The sequence below is a fragment of the Elusimicrobiota bacterium genome (genome assembly GCA_041660185.1).
Classification (GTDB): domain Bacteria; phylum Elusimicrobiota; class Elusimicrobia; order 2-01-FULL-59-12; family 2-01-FULL-59-12; genus JBAZWU01.
The window spans coordinates 135140-156755 of the sequence record JBAZWU010000002.1 but is presented as its reverse complement, the minus strand read 5'-3'; the positions used below and the strand labels follow the sequence as shown (position 1 = coordinate 156755).

The 21616-nt window shown below is 55.7% G+C and carries 15 protein-coding genes; 10 read left to right on the top strand and 5 right to left on the bottom strand.

Features of this window, described 5'->3' with window-relative positions:
* Nucleotides 1-2: 2 nt before the first annotated feature.
* Nucleotides 3-1874: a ferrous iron transporter B gene (locus WC859_03045; protein MFA5975123.1), complete on the top strand. Its 1872-nt coding sequence runs from the start codon at nucleotides 3-5 to the stop codon at nucleotides 1872-1874.
* A gap of 1 nt (nucleotide 1875) precedes the next feature.
* Here WC859_03045 and WC859_03040 read toward each other — a convergent pair whose 3' ends face one another.
* From WC859_03040 to leuB, 4 genes are all read right to left on the bottom strand, one after another.
* Nucleotides 1876-3678, bottom strand: coding sequence for a hypothetical protein (locus tag WC859_03040; GenBank protein ID MFA5975122.1), 1803 nt, complete (start codon nucleotides 3676-3678; stop codon nucleotides 1876-1878).
* A 132-nt stretch (nucleotides 3679-3810) separates the two neighbouring features.
* Entirely contained in the window at nucleotides 3811-4965 is a 1155-nt protein-coding gene (locus tag WC859_03035; GenBank protein ID MFA5975121.1) for an RNA-binding protein, read from the bottom strand.
* A gap of 85 nt (nucleotides 4966-5050) precedes the next feature.
* Nucleotides 5051-5389, bottom strand: coding sequence for an RNA-binding protein (locus tag WC859_03030; GenBank protein MFA5975120.1), 339 nt, complete (start codon nucleotides 5387-5389; stop codon nucleotides 5051-5053).
* 191 nt (nucleotides 5390-5580) lie between these two features.
* A complete protein-coding gene (gene leuB / locus WC859_03025) occupies nucleotides 5581-6666 on the bottom strand; it encodes a 3-isopropylmalate dehydrogenase (protein MFA5975119.1) in 1086 nt (361 codons plus the stop codon).
* Between the two features lie 165 nt (nucleotides 6667-6831).
* Here leuB and WC859_03020 point away from each other — a divergent pair, with 165 nt between their 5' ends.
* Nucleotides 6832-8046, top strand: coding sequence for an ATP-binding protein (locus WC859_03020; protein ID MFA5975118.1), 1215 nt, complete (start codon nucleotides 6832-6834; stop codon nucleotides 8044-8046).
* Here the strand turns inward: WC859_03020 and WC859_03015 are convergent.
* Nucleotides 8043-8375 (bottom strand): hypothetical protein, encoded by a 333-nt coding sequence (locus tag WC859_03015; protein MFA5975117.1) that lies wholly within the window; start codon nucleotides 8373-8375, stop codon nucleotides 8043-8045. The two genes, WC859_03020 and WC859_03015, sit on opposite strands and share 4 nt — an antisense overlap.
* 288 nt (nucleotides 8376-8663) lie before the next feature.
* Here WC859_03015 and WC859_03010 point away from each other — a divergent pair, with 288 nt between their 5' ends.
* From WC859_03010 to gltB, 8 genes are all read left to right on the top strand, one after another.
* Nucleotides 8664-9821 carry a DUF3138 family protein gene (locus WC859_03010; GenBank protein ID MFA5975116.1) on the top strand — a complete coding sequence of 386 codons (1158 nt, stop codon included), beginning with the start codon at nucleotides 8664-8666 and terminating at the stop codon, nucleotides 9819-9821.
* 12 nt (nucleotides 9822-9833) lie between these two features.
* Nucleotides 9834-11729, top strand: coding sequence for an amino acid permease (locus WC859_03005; protein ID MFA5975115.1), 1896 nt, complete (start codon nucleotides 9834-9836; stop codon nucleotides 11727-11729).
* 48 nt (nucleotides 11730-11777) lie between these two features.
* Complete coding sequence (locus WC859_03000) at nucleotides 11778-12116, top strand: P-II family nitrogen regulator (GenBank protein MFA5975114.1); 339 nt, start codon at nucleotides 11778-11780, stop codon at nucleotides 12114-12116.
* A gap of 259 nt (nucleotides 12117-12375) precedes the next feature.
* Nucleotides 12376-13626 (top strand): ammonium transporter, encoded by a 1251-nt coding sequence (locus WC859_02995; GenBank protein ID MFA5975113.1) that lies wholly within the window; start codon nucleotides 12376-12378, stop codon nucleotides 13624-13626.
* 11 nt (nucleotides 13627-13637) lie between these two features.
* A complete protein-coding gene (locus WC859_02990; protein MFA5975112.1) occupies nucleotides 13638-13979 on the top strand; it encodes a P-II family nitrogen regulator in 342 nt (113 codons plus the stop codon).
* Nucleotides 13980-14131: 152 nt separating this feature from the next.
* On the top strand, nucleotides 14132-15529 hold the full coding sequence (gene glnA, locus WC859_02985; protein ID MFA5975111.1) for a type I glutamate--ammonia ligase: 1398 nt from the start codon (nucleotides 14132-14134) through the stop codon (nucleotides 15527-15529).
* 140 nt (nucleotides 15530-15669) lie between these two features.
* Entirely contained in the window at nucleotides 15670-16890 is a 1221-nt protein-coding gene (locus tag WC859_02980) for a GAF domain-containing protein (GenBank protein MFA5975110.1), read from the top strand.
* 133 nt (nucleotides 16891-17023) lie between these two features.
* Nucleotides 17024-21616 carry a glutamate synthase large subunit gene (gltB, locus tag WC859_02975; GenBank protein ID MFA5975109.1) on the top strand — a complete coding sequence of 1531 codons (4593 nt, stop codon included), beginning with the start codon at nucleotides 17024-17026 and terminating at the stop codon, nucleotides 21614-21616.

The following is a 21616-nucleotide window of genomic DNA, read 5'->3' as shown; positions in this document are numbered from 1 at the left end:
GAATGACCCTGGACTCTCCAACGGCACAACAACGGCTGCTCATTTTGGCGATCGGCGGGAATCCCAATTCCGGCAAAACCACGCTGTTTAACCGGTTAACCGGCCTGCGCCACAAGGTGGGGAATTATGCCGGCGTGACGGTGGAAAAGAAGATCGGCTTCTTTTCCACCCCAAATCGAGATATTCAACTGATCGATTTGCCCGGCACCTATGGGCTGACGCCGAAATCCGAAGAGGAACGGGTGGCGGCGGAGGTCCTTCTGGGTCTCAACAAAGAAGTTCCCCGCCCGTCCGGTGTGCTCTGCGTGGTGGACAGCACCTGCCTGGAAAAGAGCCTTTATCTGGTGCTGCAGATGGTGGAGACAAGGATCCCCACACTCGTGGTTCTCAATATGGCCGATGAGCTGGAGCTTCGTGGAGCGGTCATCGACACCGACAAGCTCTCCCGTCTGATCCACGCGCCGGTCCTGGCTGTTTCAGCGTCCGAGGGGCTTCATCTGGACGAGTTGCAAAAGCGGATTGATCAGTGGCCGATGGATCCGGAGCGTTACGCCGGCGGCCTCTTGCCCGTCGTCCCGACCCTGGCCGAGGTGGTGGAACGCCGTCAAAAAGCGCGGGAAATTATGGATGCCGTCATGGTGAAGCCTTTGCAACGCCATCCCGCGGATAAATTCGACGCCATCGCCATGCATCGCGTGTGGGGGCCCCTGCTTTTTGCGGCGGTGGTCATGCTGGTCTTCCAGGCCATTTTCTCCTGGGCCAAGCCTCCGATGAATGCGATTGATTTCGGTTTTACGGCTCTGGGCGAATGGACCCGTCACGTGGTGCCGTCCGGGTTCTGGAGCAGCCTGCTGGCGGACGGGATCATTGACGGGGTGGGTTCGGTGGTGGTGTTCCTGCCGCAGATCCTGATCGTATTTTTCTTTGTCGCTTTTCTGGAAAACATCGGTTATTTACCGCGCGCGGCCCTGGTGATGGACCGTTTGCTGAGCGTGGTTGGGCTGCAAGGGAAATCCTTCCTGCCGCTGATCAGTTCGTACGCCTGCGCCGTGCCCGGCATCCTGGCGACCCGCACCATCGAAAATAAGCGGGACCGGTTGGCCACGATCTTTGTCGCGCCGTTTATGACCTGCAGCGCGCGTCTTCCGGTTTACGCTCTTTTTATCAGCGCGTTCATTCCGGACAAGCCGGTCTTGGGGAATTTCTTCCGGCTTCGCGCGGTGACGCTGTTGGGTTTGTATGCCATCGGCTTCGGGGCGGCTTTAGGGACGGCCTGGGTCTTGAAAAGCACGATTCTTAAATCCACGGGGACGCCTTTCTTCCTGGAAATTCCTCCGTACCGGTTCCCGTCAATCCGAAATATTTTTCTTCTCATGTGGGACCGGTCTAAAGTGTTCCTGCAGCAGGCCGGCACGGTGATCCTGGCGGTGAATCTCCTGCTGTGGCTGCTGATCACCTTCCCGAAAAAAGACGGCGTCAGCGCCGTCCGTCAATCGTATGCGGGGCGCATCGGAACGTTCATGGAGCCGGTCCTGCATCCGATCGGTTTCGATTGGAAAATCGGAGTCGGGCTGCTCTCCGCGCAGGTCGCGCGCGAGGTGATGATCAGCTCACTGGCGACCATTTATCGCGTGGAGGGAAGGGACAGCCATCGGGAGGGCCTTCAAAGCGCGTTACGGAAGGATATGACACCTCTGTCAGGAATCTCGCTTCTGGTCTTTTTCGCCTTTGCCATGCAATGCACGTCCACCCTGGCGGTCGTGCGCCGTGAAACCGGTCACTGGAAAATACCGCTGGCGATGTTCGTCTATATGAATGCTTTTGCCTACGCGGCATCCTATGCGGTCTACCATATCGGCAAACTTCTGTTTTAGATCAGATGGGGTGCGGGATAACGGTGGGAACGGGAGTGATCGTGATGGAATCAATCAGCAGCTGCAGATTCCGGAGGTCTTCCAGAAAGCGTTCTTTTTCATCCGTCAGGTGTTCAGCGAACTGGCGGTAGTGGGCGATTCCTTCCTGGAGATTCGCTTTAAATTGGGTCAGGTGTTCCTCGGCCCGTGCGGTCCAGGCGTGGGACAGATTCCGGCTTTCTTCTTTAAGATGGTCGACGTAAATCTTGAGCTCTTTAATGAACATATGCGGGCGCTCCCCTGGCGCCAGCAGGGAGATCCGGCCGTAAATATGGTCCACCATCTGTTTCAGGGTCGCTATTTTGTTGAAATAGGCGATGTTGGGGCCACAACAGATCGAGGTGGTCGCCTTCAAATCGATGCCGTTTTTGATCGTGGCTCCGCCGCCCAGGTCGTGGCAGATGCAGGTTTTGTTCATCACTTTTTCGATCGCCTCAGCCCGGTCCGACTCCGTCATGCCCGAGGCCTCTTCCAGATCCTTTAACTTCAATCGCTGATAGGCCCGGGAAGCTGTACAGATAGGGACCTTGGTGTACTCGGAATTAAAGGCCAGGTAGCCCTTCGGACAGGCGCTCCCCGGCTGGCCTTCCTGAATGCGTTTTCGCCGGCTTTCTTCGCTGGCGGCGTTGTTTAAGATCCAGAAGGGAACGCCGAGAGGAGAATGGTTGCTGAGAAGGACGTCTTTCTCGGTGGCGTCCATGAGTTTCTGCAGGTGTTCATCATCCACATTGGTGACTTCCGGGACAAGCAAAAAGGGCGTTCCCCAGCCGGTCCCATCGACTTCATAATACGTCCGCAACAGCTCCTGTTCCTGGGCGGTACCGATGCCGCCCTGGACGGTCATTCGCACGGACGGCATGTCCGGGAACGTCGGATGTCCTTGTGTGGCCAGCGCGGTGTTGCATGTGGCCAACAGCTCGGCGGATAAGGCCTTCCGTTGGGTGCGGAATTCCTCCAGAATCGGTCCCAGCAGATATCCCGGCGTGGCGAACGCATGTCCGCCGCAGTTCAAGCCGGATTCAATGCGAAATTCAGAGATCCAGAGGCCCCGTTTGGCCAGAAATTTGCCCTGAATGGCGGCAGAACGAAAGTCGCTGACTTTCAGGATAATCTTTTTCTTGAGGAACCCCCGCGCGTCCGGCAGGAAGTCCGGGAATTTGGAGGCGTAGCTGTAAAGATGGGTATTTAAACCGGCCGAAAAAACGATGGACGATTTAACAACGCTGAGCGCAAAACCCCGAAGGGCGGACATGGCGTCGCTGTGTTCCGGCCCCAGCGGCTGGCCGTCGCGGTAGACGGCCCTGTCCAGCTTGGTCATGATATTCACGTCAATAGAGCCGGGGGTTGCCAGACGGCGAAGTTCGTCCTGGAGCCGGGTCTTTTCGGCGGAATCGGAGGTTTTTAGCATCCGGCGGTAGAGATGCTTGCGCGGGCCTTCGGGCAGCATTTCAAAGTAAAGAACAAGGTCGCTGCCCGGTTTAAACGGTGCGGAACGCAAGGTTTGGACCTGTTTTTCAATGAGATGGTTGAGAAGATTCAGATAGGCCGTAATCCGGTGCGCGCGATGGTCCTCTTCCTGTTCACTGATCTCCGTATAGGGTTCTCCGGCCTTTTCGGCGAGGAAACGGCGCATCTGTTCGATGAGGACATCATCAACCAGGGAAATGACCGAGGAAATGCCGTAACGAGCGACTTTCAACGGCGAGTCGATCGTAAAACCCGTACCCATCACGGGGATATGAAAGAAATGCGCAAGATCGTTCATTTAGCTTCCCTGCCGTTTAAAATCCATGCCGAAGAGAGGAATCTTAAAACTGGCCTCACTCCGGCATGTCTTCCATCTATTATCAGCTAATATAATCGTACCATTTTGGAGGCTCCGAAAGGCATCTCGCGTCTAGCGATGCCTACGGCGCGGGGGCCGATTTCCTTTGTTTTCAATGTCCCCGGTATCTTCGAAATAAGGGCTCGGTTCGATAGAGGATTGAGAGGAGTAAGTCCTGGAAGATTCGGCGGGCGGAAGTTCAGTTGAACCTTTTGCCCGGCGGGGGAAGATTTCATAGCCGCCGCTGTTAACGATCCCTATTTCCGGGCGAGATCGTCCCGGCCGCGGGATGCGGCTGCGCCGGCTGTTTTGAGGACGATGGACCCTCTGAGGATGAGTCGGCCGGTGCGGTTTTGGCTGAGAAGCACTTGACGGCTCAGGGACCAGCGTATTTCCAGGTTCAGAGGAGGGTGTTGATTCTGAAGGAGAGGAGGTCAAATCCGATGCCCGCGCGACTGGCGTTTCCACCGTCGAATTCTCCTTCATTCGCGACAGCCGTACCACTATCTTGCGGTTTCCCGCCAGGCTGCCATGCAGTTTTTCAATGGCGGCTTGAGCTTCCGCTTCCGTAGACATCTCGATGAATCCGAATCCGCGGGAACGTCCCCGTCCCCTGAACCGGGCAATGGCCACCGCTGTCACCTGCCCGGAATCGGCAAAAAGGGCGCGGAGCGGCTCCTCAGCCCAATCAAAAGGCAGGTTGCCGACAAATATTTTCCGGCTCGAAAATGGAATTTTAGGATTATCTGCCGCCGGAGCCGCCGGTGCAGGAGAAGACGGGGCCTCGGTCGCTTGACGAAGGGGAAGGATGGGCTCCAGCGCTGCGTGGGGGAGTGCTGTTTTCCGCAGTCCACGCAGGGCGTTTTCAGCCCAGTGGACCTGCTCGTTAAAGGTGGAATCCGAAAGACCCTGCGGCTGGATCATCGTCATGATAATTTCGGATCCACTGCCGTTCTGGAGCAGGCGGATGGAGGTGGTGAATTCAATGCCTTCAGACAGGCACATAATCAGGTCCACCAGCAGGGCCCGATCATCCCGGATCAATCGGATTCCCATGGGACCACGCGGTGATTCCGCCAGGATCTGGCCGTTTTCGCGTCGAATGGACCGGCAGGCGTTCGGGTGCCATTGGGGCAGGCTGTCCGGATCGGCAATCTTCGCAAAAAGCGCCTGCACATCGTGCGGCAGGCTGGCGGTCAATGTCTTGGATCGTAGTGTGTTTCTCATACAAACTCCTTAGGATGATAACAAAGAACCCCCGCAAATACGCGAGGGTTCTTTGTTATGCAAAATGCGTGGGTCAACAGGCTGATTACCAGCGCCGTCCGCCCCCGTTGCTGCGTCCACCGCCGAAACCGCCGCCGCTGCGTCCGCCACCGCCACCGCCGCGCTCCGAGCGCTCGGGACGTGGGCGTGCTTCGTTTACGGTCAGTTCGCGATCGCCGACTTTTGCCTTGTTCATTTGGGTGATCGCGGTCTGGGCTTCTGTTTCGGAAGCCATTTCCACGAAACCGAATCCGCGAGAACGTCCCGTTGCCATGTCGGTAATCAGCTTGGCGCTGACAACCGAGCCATGGGCCATAAACATGCTGTGGAGTTCATCCTCCGTGGTTTCGAACGGCAAATTGCCGACATATAGTCTCTTTTCCATACTTAAGTACTCTCCTAGAAGTGCCATGGGATTACCATGGCTTAATACCGATCAAAGTGCGGGATCCGCTGGGAAACGTCGATCAGGGAAACAAGCCTTCGAAAGGGAACATCGACGCGGCGGGCTAGTGCAACAAGCTCTGCAGTGTCAGGGATAGTATGGCAGTTCCCCTGGTGATAAAGCAATGACTATTATTCGATCGCGTCGCAGACCGCCTGGCCGACCTGGTCGGTTGTGGCGGGTTTTCCTGCGGGTTTGAGGTCTGCAGTGACGTGGCCGCTATTCAGGACCTTCTCGATCGAGGCATTAATAACCGCCGCTTCTTTTGTCAGGCCAAAGCTGTATTCCAGCATGGCGGCGACAGACCCGATCGCGCCCAGGGGGTTCGCTTTGTTCTGCCCGGCGATGTCCGGTGCGGAGCCATGAACCGGTTCGTACAAGCCGACCCAGACGCCGTTCGGCTTTTGATCGCCGATTGAGGCCGAGGGAAGCATCCCGATGGAACCGGCCAGGACCGCCCCTTCATCGCTCAGGATGTCGCCGAACATGTTCTCCATCAGGACCACATCAAACCGTTTGGGGTTTAGAACGAGTTGCATCGCGCAGTTGTCGACCAGAAGATGATCCAGTGTCACATCCGGAAAATCCTTCGCCATTTCCGAGACGACCTCCCGCCAAAGTTGCGAGGTTTCCAAAACGTTGGATTTGTCCACGCTGGTCAGCTTTTTGCGGCGTTTTCGGGCAAGATGAAAGGCCATTCGGGCGACTCGCTCGATCTCCGCGTGCGTGTAAACCATGGTGTTGACGGCGCGTTTCTGGGCTCCCTGGCCGGAGATGCCCCGGGGAGTCCCGTAATAAAGGCCACCCGTCAACTCCCGTACGATGATCATGTCAGTCCCTTCGACCAGATGGTTTTTTAACGGGGACGAGTTGATCAGCGCCGGATAAGCATGGACCGGGCGCAGGTTAGCGTAAACTTTCAGCGTTTTCCGGATGCCCAGGAGTCCCTTTTCCGGGCGTTTCTCCGGAGGCGCGTTATCAAATTCGGGGAGTCCAACGGCTCCCATGAGAGTGGCGTCCGCTTCCAGTGCCAGTTTTTCGGTTTCCGGGGGAAAGGGGGAGCCGGTTTTGTGGATGGCGATGCCTCCCAGGAGCCCCTCCTGGTGTTTCAATTTGTGCCTGAATTTCGATGCAATCCGTTCGAGTACACGAACAGCTTCACGTGTTACCTCGACTCCGATGCCATCGCCCGGCAAAATGAGGATGTTCAGTTCCATAGAGGCGCTATTATACCTTGTGCTGCCGGACAGGATGAAATCCTGGTTTGACCGGGTTGTGTTGAATCGGGGGCAACTTTAATATTTAATAGTTAATTGTAATGAAACCACGTTCATTATTTGTAAACTCTTTCTATCCAAACCCTGTGCCGAAGAGGTCTTATCGTGCCCACATGTAAAGATGAGGATATACGCCAGCAGGAAGCCATCCATGATCTCACGATGCGGGCCCTTTCCGAGGTTGATTTGCGCTGGTTGATGCAGGAAGCTGTGACAACGGTGGCGAACGTGCTGCGGACGGAACGATGCCGGATTTTGGAATGGAAAACCGATCGACCCTATTTTCTGCTGGCGGCCGGCACGGGCTGGGATCCCGGGTTTCTGTCCCATGCGAAGATCCCGGCCAGTCCGGAATCTCCTGCGGGTCGTGCCCTGTTGTCCAAAGCGCCCATTTTTGTTGAGAATTACGGGGCCGAAACGCGTTTTACTCTTCCGGATATCGATCAAGGATCCGTCAGCGGTTTTTGCCTTCCGATCCATGGAAAGAATTTTCCTTTTGGAGTCCTCGAGGTGCAAAGCAAAGAATCGCGTACTTTTGATTCTCGGGAGGTCTGGTTTGCGAAGTCGGTGACCAACCTTCTGGGGGTTACGGCGGGTCGGCAGCGGGCCGAGGGGCGCACCCGCCAGGCCGATAAAATGTCGACTCTGGGACAGCTGGCCAGCGGCATCGCCCATGAACTCAATAATCCGTTAACAATTATCCTCGGGTTTGCGCAAGGCGCGTTGCCGCAGTTGTCGCCGACGGACCCTATGTATTTACCGCTGGCGTCGATCGAACGGGAAGCGGACCGTTGCCGGAAGTTGATCCATAATCTTCTGGGTTTCTCTCGGGAAGGTAATCTCGGCATGATTTTGGAAGATCCGGTGGACGTAATTGAGAATGCGCTGACGTTGGTCAGAACGCAAGCCAAGGTCCATTCCGTTAAAGTTGAACGGCATTTTGAGAAAGAGCTGCCGCGTGTGCCAATGGAACGGACCCCGATTCAGCAGGTTGTTATCAATTTGTGCAGCAACGCGATCGACGCGATGCCGGAGGGCGGCGAGTTAACGGTTGCGTTATCGAAAAACGCTTCCCATTTACAGATCCGGATCATAGATACCGGGACCGGGATTTCTCCCGAGATTCGCGAGAAGATATTTGATCCATTTTTCACCACGAAAGAGGCGGGAAAGGGAACCGGTCTCGGGCTGAGCCTTGTTCACGATATCGTAAACCGGCATCACGGTTCCATCAAAATTCAGAGTGCCGTTCACCAGGGAACAACCTTTATTGTTTCTTTGCCGTTGAAAGAGGTTCCGGCAACCGAGGAGAGCGTTTAGCGGAAACGAAGAGAAGCCCGCACGTCAAAGCGGGTGCGGCAGGCCCGTGTCTCGGGAACTTCCGGATGGACCTGTTCTTCCCCGATACAGAAGCTGGTGCCGATAAACTCCGTCTGCCGGTTACGGATCAGTTCACGCAACAGATCCCCCAGCGAAAACCCTCCAGCCTCGCAGAGCGGGCTATGGCAGTCGATGTATTCCCGGACCGCGTCGATGCGTGAGATCCGTATTTCGACCGGATCCGCGCGGCGGCCTTTTTCGAGAATGGCGATCTGAAGCTGAAGCAACGGCTCCAGAGTTCCATCGATCGTAATTAAATTCTTCTTCATTTTCCGCATCATTCTAGCAGTTCATGTCTTTCCTGCCGGGGTCCTAATGAGCATTACCGAAAAATTAACACAGATTTAATTTGACAAGAACGGTCATGCCTGTTATACTCAACGCGATCCGATGAGGGATCAGACGTTTTGGCAATGAGGCCTCGGTGAACGCGCCGGGGTTTTTTTTATTTCCATAAAATGGGGTACTAGGTGGTGTCCCGCAAGGAACGCAGGCGTTCCCAGCTCAGAGAGATGAGTGGGAACGTCTTTTTTTATGTCAAAACTACGGAGGAAACAATGAAAAATCGCAAATGGAGTAGATGTGCCGTCACGTTAGGCGTCTGGGCCGTTCTAGGGAGTACCGCGGAGATCGTTTTCGCAGATACCGCTGCGCCAAAGTGGCATGAGTCCACAGTGATCGGTGGGTATGTTCAGGGGTCTTATGTAGGGAACCTATCTAAGGATACTCCGCAAACCAATCAGTTGCGTGTCTATGACGCCAATAATGGATTCAACCTGAATCAGGCGCAACTGCGGCTGTCGAAGCCCGTGGATGAAGCCGGAGCCGGATTCAGCGTGAAGTTGCTGGCCGGGCATGATGCGGGGTTCATTCATTCTGCCGGACTGGGTACAGAGTCGAGTTCCTTTGACCTCGAAGAGGCCAACCTGACCTTCAAAGTTCCGAAGGTTCAAAATCTGACCTTTACGGGTGGTAAATTCGTGACATCCTGCGGGGTGGAAGTCATTGACTCTCCGGCGAACCTGATGATCGAGCCGGGCTACCTCTTCTTTTATGGGATGCCTTTCACCCATACGGGCGGCAAGTTCGGTTATACGGTTAATGACAAACTCAGTCTCTCCGCCGGGCTTGTCAACGGTTGGGATCAGGTCACGGACGGGAACTCCGGTAAAACGATCATCCTCCAAGTCGCCGCCACGCCGCTGACGGGGTTTTCGGCCAGCTTAATGGGTTCATATGGGCCGGAACTGTTTAACACCGGTTCCTCGACAACCGCGCTTCCTTCCGGCAACCCCAACATCTCCAAGCGGTCTCATGTCGATCTTGTTCTCGGCTACACCGGGATCACTAAGCTCAGTCTGAACGCTGAGTATCTGTGGGGCCAGGATACGAACGTGGGAGGCACCGCGGATTCAGGAACAACGCCGTGGTCCGGCGTAGGTCTCTGGGCCGCTTACAACGTGAGCGATTACATCAATCCCGGTGTGCGTTTCGAGGTGTTCCGTGATCAGAACGGCGCGGGCCGTCTGACCGCGGGTGTCAACCAGACCGCCAAGAATTTGACATTGGTGAATAAGGTGAACCTCACCAAGTCGACATTCGTGCGGTTGGAATATAGGCATGACTGGTCCAATGCGGCGGTATTTACGCGCAACGATGGGAGTCTGGTGTGCAACCAGAACACCGTCAGCGCCGATTGGGTCGTAACTTTCTAAAAGGAGGCTGAAATGTCTAACAAACCGAAGATTGAATCAATGCTGAAACCAAAAATAACGCCCACACTCGGGCTTCTCGGGGCCACGGTGAACGCCATGGCGCTGATTGCCCCGGGGGCGTTTTTGTGGATTACGTATCAGTTACAGACGGCTGCGACGGCTCCCAGTGGTGCTTCCGTGGCCAGCGATATCTGGGGAGGAATTGTTGTGGCCCTCCTGGTGGCCTTTCTAACGGCTTTTTCTTACGCCGAATTGGCCAAGATCTATCCGGAAGCCGGCTTTGCCAGCTGCGCCTACTTCGCGGAAAAGGCCTTTATCGACAGCCGGGAGGAAAAGCAGTATGGCCCGGCTTCTTTGGCCCGCCTGGCCAAGCTGACGACTGGCTGGGCTGCCCATCTGTTCTACTGGGTCTATCCGGGGATCATGGTGGCCTTTATGGCGATATTAATCGGGTATATCTATAACGCGTTTACAGGCAAAACCTTCTCCACTACGGAACTGACGGTTATTGGAGGCCTCTTTGCATTGGCCACAGGGTATATCGCTTACCGCGGGGTGACCGGATCAACGACGATGTCACTGTGGATTAATATCATCCAGCTTACGACCCTGGTGATCTTCAGCGGATTCGCCATGTATTATCGCTGGAGCAATCCCCAAGGCGCTACGCAATGGGCCTTCAGCGGGGGGTGGGATGTCATCAAGTTCCATTCCATACAGGGGATACTCATTCAATCCACCATCGCCATCCTGATTCTGGTGGGCTTTGAGAGCTGCACAGCCTTGGCCGCTGAGACAAAAAATCCGGAAACGACGATTCCTAAAGCCATCATCCTGTCGCTGGTGATTCAGGGGATATTCGCTTATCTTCTGCAGTACTTTGCGACCGGCCTAATGATCAGCGAAACACTGGTGGGGGCCGCCGGCGGCCAGACCGTAACCGGATTGGCGGCTGCCGCTTCTTCCAGCGCTCCCATCGGCGATCTGGCCAAACTGTTGGGGGATCACATCCTCCCGGGTGTCGGGTTTGGTCTGATGATCACGATGGCTGTGACGGTGGCGATCGCCATCATCGGTACCACCCTCAGCTGTATGAATACGGCTGTCCGCGTCACCTGCGGCATGGCCGAAGACCGGGAATTGCCCGAGATGCTCGGTTTTATGAACGGCAAATTCAGCACGCCGCACATGGCCATGTGGGTTTTGGTGGCGGTGTCTTCTGTAATTGCGGCCATCGGGGTTCGTTCGGTGGTGGGACTGACGGGAATCACCCTGGCTTCCAACCTGGGAACGTTTATTCTCTACGGTCTCACCTGCGTCTGGACCGTGATTGCCTTTAAAGATCGGAAGGATTACAGCTTGTTTAAGCACGGGATTATCCCGGGGTTGGGCGTCGCGGCCAACGTGGTGATGGTGGGGGCCATCCTCTACCTGTACGTTATCGGGAATGCCGATGCCGTTGCGGAGGCCAAAATCTGCTTCTGGATTGCCGGCGGGTGGGCTGCCGTGAGCCTGCTCTACGTGGCCCTGACGACCGTGCAAAAGACCTATAGCATCCGGATGGTCACCTGCGTGATTCGTCCGGAGCAACTGGGCGAGGTCACATCTGCCCTGAAGCGGGAAAACCTCGTGATGGGCATGACCATCATGGACGTGCGCGGGTTCGGTCGTCAGCGAGGGGACACGGCTGAAGAAGAAAATGGAAACGAGCCGCCGGATGAAACCATCCGGTTCCTCCCCAAGCTGAAGCTGGAGGTTCTGGTGCGGAATTGGGATGTCCAGCGGACGATGGATGTCATTGCGGATTCCCTGCGCACCGGGTCGATTGGAGACGGGAAGATCTTTGTGTTCGAAGCCGCCAGCGCGATGCGTGTGCGCACCGGCGAAAAAGGCGTTTATGCGCTGTAATTTTAAAGGAGGTCTATTATGTCTGATATTCTGACGAAAGTTTCAACCTTGAAGAAATTAGAAGTGATTATCCGGCCTGGGAAACTCGATGCCGTCAAGAAGGCGATGTCGGCTTCGGGGTATACCGGCGTCACCATCTCCCAGGCGGAGGGCCACGGCAGCCAGAAGGGGCTTGTTCAGGACAAGGCGGGAGGGTCCTATCGCATGGATCTGGTCCCCAAGCTCCGCATGGAAGTCGTGGTGGCGGAAGCGGATGCGGAGCGGCTTATTGAAGCGATTTCAAAGGCGGCGTTGACCGGCGAACCCGGCGACGGGAAAATCTTCATCTCCGACGTTCGGGACGTCGTGCGCATTCGAACCGGTGAAAGAGGAACCCAAGCCCTTTAAAAAATCTTTTGACATTCGGGAGATCCAGGTATACAATTAATATGAGCATAAAGAAGTGCTCGTGAGCAGTCAGGACATCGAAGTCCTCCCGAAGCCATCGTTGACGGGAGGATTTTTTATTTTAGGATGATTCCGTTGCCTTGAGACAAGGGCGTCTCGATTCTTTGAAGAGTCGAGGCGCTTTTTTTATAAGTAAACCCGCCTCTCGTTCTTCCAAGAGTCAACAACAGCCAAACCATTGTTCTCGAGGAGGAACACAATGAATACCTCAGTCCTTACCAATAATACGGGAGATACCGCCTGGATCCTTATGTCGGCGGCGCTCGTTCTCTTGATGACACCGGCCCTGGCCTTTTTCTATGGGGGGTTGGTGCGCAAGAAGAACATGCTGTCGATTCTCATGCAATGTTTCATGTTGATGGCGGTCATTACCCTCCAGTGGGTGATTTTCGGCTATTCGCTCTCCTTTGGTCCGAGCCTTCACGGTTGGATCGGGAGCCTGAAATGGATGTTCCTGAATGGCGTGGGATTGGACCCTAATCCCGATTACGCCGCCACCATCCCCCATCAGGCCTTCATGATCTTCCAGGCCATGTTCGCCATCATCACGCCGGGACTGATCCTGGGCGCTTTCGCCGAACGGATGAAGTTTTCGGCCTTCTGCTTGTTTTCTCTTCTTTGGGCCACGTTTGTCTATGACCCCGTGTGCCACTGGGTATGGGGCGTAGGCGGTTTCTTAAGGAGTGCAGGAGCGTTGGATTTCGCCGGAGGCACGGTGGTACACATCAACGCCGGTGTGGCGGCCTTGGCAGCGGCTTTGGTTCTTGGTAAACGGCAGGGATTTCCGGACCGGACGTCTCCTCCGCATAATTTGCCGTTTGCCGTTCTTGGGGCTGGCCTCTTGTGGTTTGGATGGTTTGGGTTCAACGCTGGAAGCGCTTTAACGGCTGGAGGTTTGGCCGTCAATGCGTTCGTTGTCACGCATGTGGCGGCTGCTGTAGCAGGGCTGACGTGGGCGTTGTTGGACTGGATCCTTCAGAAACACCCTACGATGCTGGGCATGATCACAGGGGCTGTGGCAGGTTTAGTGGCGATCACGCCGGCGGCAGGGTTCGTCAACGTCATGGGGGCCATCGGGATTGGCGTTGGCGTTTCGGTGATCTGCTATCTGTCGGTGGTGTTCGTCAAGTCGAAATTCGGCTACGACGATGCCTTGGATGCTTTCGGCGTGCACGGTGTGGGGGGGATCTGGGGAGCGCTCGCCACGGGTTTATGGGCCACAAAGAGCGTCAACGCGGCCGGCGCTGACGGCCTTTTTTACGGGAACCCTATGCAGTTCGTGGTGCAACTCAAAGCCGTGGCGGTCACTGTGGTGTATTCCTTTGGGGTCACCTTTGTGTTGCTGAAGGTCGTGAACGCCCTCGTGGGGCTTCGCGTGTCGCAGGAAAACGAGCGGATCGGGCTGGATCTCGCGGAACACCGTGAAGCCGCCTATACGCTCATTGATTAAAGGAGACCACCATGAAATATATCGTCGCGATTATTCAACCCGACCGTTTGGACAACGTTCTTCAGCTTCTTGAGGAGAAAGAAATCCATTTGGTAACCGTTTCTAGCGTCATGGGGCGGGGCCGGCAAAAGGGCATTTCCACGGTGTACCGCAGTCATAAAGAAGCCGGGAGTCTTTTGAAAAAAGCAAAGTTGGAAATTGCCGTGAACGATCCGTTTATGAAGCCTGTCATCGAGGCCATCACCAAAGGCGCCCGCACCGGCAACATCGGGGATGGAAAAATCTTTGTCCTTGACCTGAACGAATGTGTTCGCATCCGCACCGGTGAAACCGACGGTGTTGCCATCGGATGATAGAAGTGAAAGTAAATATAAAACGGGCGGATTGAATCCCCCACAAAAAGGAGTGTGTTATGGAATCCATTGCTGAAAAAACGGTCGGTGTTTGTGCTGAAGTGGGAAACGGCCGATGGCCCAAACCCAAGAACGCGAAAGAGGCCGTTGAGATGGCCAAAAAGTCGGGGGTCAAGATCGTGGACTACAAGTTCACGGACTTGATCGGAACGCTTCAGCACATCTCCTATGCGGCGGAGAAACTGAAGGAGAGCGTGTTCGAAAAGGGCATCGGCTTCGATGGCTCCAGCATCCGGGGTTTTCAGGCCATCAACGAATCCGACATGTTGCTCATGCCGGATCCGACCACAGCCTTTATTGACCCTGCTCTCAAAATCCCCACCCTCTCGTTTCTGTGCAACATCAAGGACCCGGTGACGGGAAAGGGATACAAGAAAGACCCCCGCAGCATCGCCCAAGCTGCCGAGGAATACCTGAGGAAATCCGGTGTGGCCACAGAGAGCTGGTGGGGGCCGGAAGCAGAGTTCTTCGTGTTTGATCACGCGCGATTCGACGCGGGACAGAGAACGTCGTTCTATGAGATTGATTCATGCGAGGGCATCTGGAACTCCGGCAAGCACGGGGAAGAGGAAGCCAACCTGGGGCACAAAATCCGCAACAAGGAAGGATACTTCCCCACGCCTCCCATGGACACGCTCCAGGACTTCCGCTCGGAAGCCATCTTGAAAATGATTGGCGCAGGCCTCGACATCGACTTGCACCACCACGAAGTGGCCACCGCCGGCCAGGGCGAAATTGGCGTGGGTGTGCGCACCTTGACCAGTGCCGCCGACCAGATGGCCCTCTATAAGTACATCCTGAAAAACGTGGGCCACGAGCACGGCAAAACGGTGACATTCATGCCCAAGCCCCTCTTCGGCGACAACGGCACTGGCATGCACGTGCACCAATCCCTGTGGAAAGAAGGTAAACCCCTCTTCTTTGAAGAAAAGGGCTACGCCTCTCTTTCCCAGATGGCCATGTGGTACATCGGCGGACTCTTGAAGCACGCGCCGGCCCTCTGCGCCATCTGCAACTCCACCACCAACAGCTACCGGCGTTTGGTACCGGGGTATGAAGCGCCGACGAACCTCGCCTACTCGGCCCGGAACCGGTCAGCGGCTGTGCGGATTCCCATGTATTCCAACGATCCTAAACAAAAACGCGTGGAATACCGTCCGCCCGACGCCGCCTCCAACCCCTACCTGGCCTTTGCCGCGCTCCTGATGGCAGGGCTGGACGGCATCAAAAACCAAATCGATCCAGGCAAGCCCTTCGAAGTGGATATTTTCGAGCTCCACAAAGACGAAGCCAAGGACATCCCCCAGGTACCGGGATCTCTCGAGAAGGCTCTTTCAGCCCTTGAGAAGGACCATGCCTTCCTGTTGGAAGGGGGCGTGTTTTCCAAGGAATTCATCGATACGTGGATCGCCTACAAACTCCAAAAAGAGAACGACTACGTACGTCTCCGGCCGCACCCGGCGGAGTTCGTACTCTACTACGATTGCTGAGCCGTAACGCGTAGTATTTGAGGATCCTTTTCCGGGGATGCTAGCGTAACAACTAGCATCCCCGGAGCTTTCCCACATGAGGCGTCTGCATTCAAGCTTCATAGAGGGGTGTTTTGTGCTATAAAGAAAGGGAGTTAACCATGAGCCGCCCCAAGAAAGCATCATCGTTTTTCGCCCCATCTGAAGAGTTGGAACTTCTGCACAAAACAACCCGGATCATCAGCTCCCCTATGGAGCTGAAGGCCATCCTGCACGAGATCGTTTCCCTGGTCAGTGATTTGACGAAAGCGGACGCTTGTTTCATCTACCTGCACGACGCCGCACAATCCTCCTTGGTCTTGTCGGCTTCCAAGACGCCCCATCCGGTAGAAGTCGGCACGTTGACCTTGAAAATAGGCGAGGGTCTTACGGGTTGGGTGGCCCAACACCGAAAACCCCTGGCCATTTCCGAACACGCTCACAACGACCCTCGTTTTAAGTGCTTTCATAATCTCCCGGAGGACACCTACGAAGCGTTTCTGTCGGTCCCTCTCCTGATCCGGGACAAAGTCATCGGGGTCATCAACGTCCAGCACAAGAAACCTCATGAATACACGGGCCGAATCCTGAAGCTTCTCACCACCATTTCCCAGCAGGTGGGCGGCGCGATTGACAACACCCGGCTCTTTGAGGAAACCAAGCGGCGAGCCGACGTCTTAAAGACTCTTTCAGCTGTATCCGGGACGGTGGTGTCGAACCGTTACCCTGAGGAAACACTGCAGCTGATTGTCGACATGGCCGCCCAGTTGGTGGGTTCCAAAATCTGTTCCGTGATGCTGCTGGATGAATCCGGGAAAGAGCTGAAGATCACCGCGACGCAATCCCTCTCCGACGCCTACCGCAACAAGCCGCCCGTCAAGGTGACCCACAGCATTTCGGGCCGTGCGGTCCTGGACAAAAAGCCCGTCATGGTTCCGGATGTGCGCAAGGATAAACGGTTCGGTTTCCCCGACATCGCCGTGGCGGAAGGATTGACGTCACTTTTGTCGGTGCCGATGTTGTTTAAGGACAAAGTGATCGGCGTCATCAACACCTACACCGCCGAGGAACATCAATTCACCCACGAGGAGATTTCGCTCATCCAAACCGTCGCCAACGAGTGCGCTTCGGCGGTTGTGTATACCCAGCTGCTCGCGGACAAACTGGCGGCCCAGGAGGCCCTGGAAACGCGAAAACTGGTTGAACGCGCCAAAGGCGCGTTGATGAAAAAACGCGGGCTTTCAGAAAGTGTCGCTTTTCGGGAAATCCAGAAACGCAGCATGGATTGCCGCAAGAGCATGAAAGAGATTGCCGAAGCCATCCTGTTGGTTGAAGAACTTTGAGAACCCCGCTGGGAAATCGGGAGACCCCTCTCCCCCCGGCAAAGATTCGTTATTCCGGGTTTTGTATAATTCATTTTGAAAAAGGGTAAGCCTTCCCTCTCGGGGGGATAAGGATCCCCCAAAAGCAATCACCATGAATAACTTAGTGCCGCCCAAACAAGGTCTTTACGACCCTTATTATGAAAAAGACGCCTGCGGCGTCGGTTTCGTGGTGGATATCCAGGGACGCAAATCCCACAAGATCATCCAGGATGCCCTGACGGTTCTTGATAATTTGCGCCATCGGGGAGCGTGTGGCTGTGAAGAAAATACCGGGGATGGGGCCGGGATTCTCATGCAGGTGCCCCATGCTTTTCTGAAGAAAGCCGCCAAAGAGGCGGGTTTCCAGCTTCCTTCCTATGGGGAGTATGGCGTCGGCATGGCTTTTATGCCGGCGAATGAGGCGGATCGCCGCGAATGTGAAAAGCGGGTGCAGGCGGTTGTTCAGGAGGAAGGGCAGGCGTTCCTGGGGTGGCGCAGGGTTCCAACGGATGATTCCCGCCTCGGCGAAGGTGCGAGAGCCGCGGAACCGGCTGTTGAACAGTTTTTTATCGGCCGAAGCGCCAAGCTTCAGGACGATATGGCCTTCGAGCGCAAGTTGTATGTGATCCGGAAGCGCATTGAAGCCGCCACCCGGTACTCCGGTTGGACGGGCGGCTACTCTTTTTACATCTGCAGTCTTTCCCATCGAACAATTGTGTATAAGGGCATGCTGATCTCAGACCAGGTGCCGTCTTTCCTGCCTGACCTGAAAGACCCGACGATGGAAAGCGCGCTGGCGCTGGTCCATTCGCGCTTCAGCACCAATACCTTTCCCAGCTGGGACCGGGCCCATCCTTACCGGTATGTGGCCCACAATGGTGAAATTAACACGATTCGCGGCAACGTGAACTGGATGTTTACCCGCCAGGCGCTTTTTCAATCCGATCTGTTTGGGGATGATCTCAAGAAAGTGCTGCCGATCGTCCGGATGGACGGCAGCGACTCCGCGATCTTTGACAACACCCTTGAATTTCTGGTGCTTTCCGGCTGGTCGCTGGCGCACGCCATGATGATGATGATCCCGGAGCCGTGGCAGAAGCACGAAAGCATGAGCGACGAGAAAAAAGCGTTCTATGAATACCACAGCTGTCTCATGGAACCGTGGGATGGCCCTGCCTCGATTGCTTTTACTGACGGGCAGCAGGTCGGGGCCGTTCTTGATCGCAACGGTCTGCGGCCTTCCCGCTACTACATGACCCAGGATGATCGAGTCGTGATGGCTTCTGAAGTGGGTGTGCTGGATATCCCCCCGGAGAAAGTTCTCCATAAAGGACGTTTAGAGCCGGGCCGCCTGTTCTTGATCGATACCGTCAAAAAACGGATCGTTACGGATGAGGAGATCAAACACGCGGTTTGCGCGGAAAAACCATACCGGCTCTGGCTAAATGAAAACCTCATCAAACTGGAGACTTTGGCTGATCCCCCGTCGGTGCCGGAACCGGACCACGAGACCATGCTCCTGCGCCAGCAGGCCTTCGGTTACACCTGGGAGGACCTCCGCGTTATTCTGGCTCCGATGGCGGAAAACGCCATCGAACCTGTCGGATCCATGGGAGACGACACCCCGCTGGCGGTCCTTTCCGATAAACCGCGGCTGATCTACGACTATTTCAAACAGCTTTTTGCCCAGGTCACTAACCCTCCGATCGACGGCATCCGGGAAGAAATCGTCACGGGCAGCCAGACCACCATTGGCCCGGAAGGCAACCTGCTCGATCCCCGCCCCGAGAGCGCGCGGCAGATTGAGCTCAAGTCGCCGATTCTGACGGATGAAGAGTTCTATAAACTCGTGCATGTGAACCATCCCTGGTTCCGATCCCGCGTTTTCCCGATCCTTTATCCCGTTCGCAGCGGCGGTCAAGGTCTTGATAAAGCCATGGAAAAACTTTTCAAGGACGTCGGCAGCGCCATTCAAGAGGGGATCAACATCATTATCCTGTCCGACCGGAACGTCGATAAAGACCGTGCGGCCATCCCGGCCCTGCTGGCGGTCGCCGGCCTACATCATTACATGATCCGTCAAGGGGTCCGGACGAAAGCGGGAATTGTCCTTGAATCCGGGGAGCCGCGAGAAACCCATCACTTTTCTCTGCTGATCAGCTATGGCGTCAGCGCGATCAATCCCTATCTGGCGCTGGAGTCTTTGGATGATATGCACCGGGAAGGACTCCTGAAAGTCGATCACGAGACCGCGGTCAAGAATTACGTCAAAGCCGCCACCAAGGGCGTATTAAAAGTGATCTCCAAAATGGGGATTTCCACCGTTCAGAGCTATGCGGGCGCTCAGATTTTTGAGGCCATCGGGTTGGATGAGAAGGTTGTGAACAAGTATTTTTGCTGGACCCCTTCACCGATCAATGGAGTTGGTCTCGATACCCTGGCCGAGGAAATCGAAGCCCGGCACCGGCGCGCTTTCCCGGAATACGGCAGCCCGAATGACCATACGCTGGATACCGGCGGGAAGTATCAGTGGCGTCAGTCGGGAGAGCATCATCTTTTTAATCCCGAGTCCATTCATTTCCTGCAAACCGCCTGCCGGACCAATAACCCTGAGCTTTTTAAGAAGTACAGCGGTTTGATCAATGATCAGTCAAAACGCCTGGCGACCTTGCGCGGCCTCATGGAGTTTAAAAATGCCAGCCCCATTCCACTCTCCGAGGTCGAGCCGGTCGAGGCGATCCTGAAGCGTTTCAAGACCGGCGCGATGTCGTATGGGTCGATCAGTCAGGAAGCCCATGAATCACTCGCCATCGCCATGAACCGTATCGGCGGGCGCAGCAATACCGGTGAAGGGGGCGAAGACCCTGAACGGTTCAAGCTCCTGCCGAATGGGGACTCGAAAAACAGCGCCATCAAACAGGTCGCTTCCGGCCGCTTCGGGGTGACGAGCGATTATCTGGTTCATGCCCGGGAGTTGCAGATTAAGATGGCCCAGGGCGCTAAACCCGGTGAAGGCGGACAGTTGCCCGGCCGCAAAGTCTATCCCTGGATTGCCAGAGTCCGGCATTCCACTCCGGGGGTTGGCCTGATTTCACCCCCTCCTCACCACGATATTTACTCCATTGAAGACCTAGCGGAGCTTATCCATGACTTGAAGAACGCCAATTCGGAGGCGCGGATCAACGTCAAACTCGTCTCGGAAATCGGTGTGGGGACGATCGCGGCTGGTGTGGCCAAGGGCCATGCGGATGTTGTGCTCATTTCCGGTGCTGACGGCGGGACGGGGGCTTCACCCTTGACGTCGCTGAAGTATGCGGGCTTGCCGTGGGAACTCGGCCTGGCCGAGACCCATCAAACGCTCGTGCTTAATAAGCTCCGGGACCGGATCGTTGTTGAAACGGATGGGCAGCTCAAAACAGGCCGTGATGTGGCGATTGCCGCGCTTCTGGGCGCGGAAGAGTTTGGTTTTGCGACAGCGCCCCTGGTTGTGTTGGGATGCATAATGATGCGTGTCTGCCACCTCGACACCTGTCCCGTCGGAATCGCGACGCAGAACCCGGAGCTTCGCAAGCGTTTTACCGGGGATCCGGCGCATGTGGTCCATTTCATGCGGTTTGTAGCGCAGGAACTGCGGGAAATTATGGCGCAACTGGGTTTTCGTACGATCAACGAAATGGTCGGTCGCGTGGATAAGCTTCAGATGAAACAGGCCATTGGTCACTGGAAAGCCAAGGGCCTTGATTTCTCGAAGATTCTCTATGAGCCGAAGGTCGGGCCGGAAGTCGGGCGCTATTGTAAAGTCTCTCAGAATCACGGGCTCGACCGATCCCTGGACCGAACCACGTTGTTGGAGCTCTGCAGGCCGGCCATCGAGCGCGGGGACAAGGTGCGCCAGAAACTTCCGATTCGCAACGTGAATCGCGTGGTCGGAACCATGGTGGGGAGTGCGGTCACGCGTCGCTATGGTCCGGAAGGGCTGCCGGAAGACACGATCCAGCTTCATTTTCAGGGTTCCGCCGGACAAAGCTTTGGCGCTTTTGTGCCTAAGGGCATGACGCTGATCCTGGAAGGCGATGCCAACGATTATATTGGCAAGGGCCTTTCCGGCGGCAAAGTGATTGTCTATCCTCCCAAGGGTTCGACGTTTGTTCCTGAAGAAAACATTCTCATCGGCAATGTCGCCTTCTACGGCGCGACCGCCGGCGAAGCCTATATTCGCGGGGTGACCGGCGAGCGTTTTTGTGTCCGAAACTCGGGGGTCCAGGCGGTTGTGGAGGCAATTGGCGACCATGGCTGCGAGTACATGACCGGGGGACGGGTGGTCGTGCTGGGAGCCACGGGCCGCAATTTTGCCGCCGGCATGTCAGGCGGGGTGGCTTACGTGCTGGATGAGGAAGGAACTTTCCCGATTCGATGCAACCAGCAGATGGTGGAGTTGGAGAAACTGCAGGACCTTGAGGAGATTCTTGAGGTCAAGAAAATGATCGAGCGGCACCAATCTTATACCGGAAGTACGGTCGCCGGGAAAATCCTCAAAAACTGGGATTCGATGGTTTATCAGTTCGTCAAAGTGTTGCCGAAGGACTACAAGCGCGTTATCGAGTGTGAAAAACGCGTTCGGGCCAAGGGTTTATCCGGAGAGGAAGCGGTCATGGCCGCCTTCCAGGAAAACATCAAGGACCTCGCCCGCATCGGCGGAAATTAA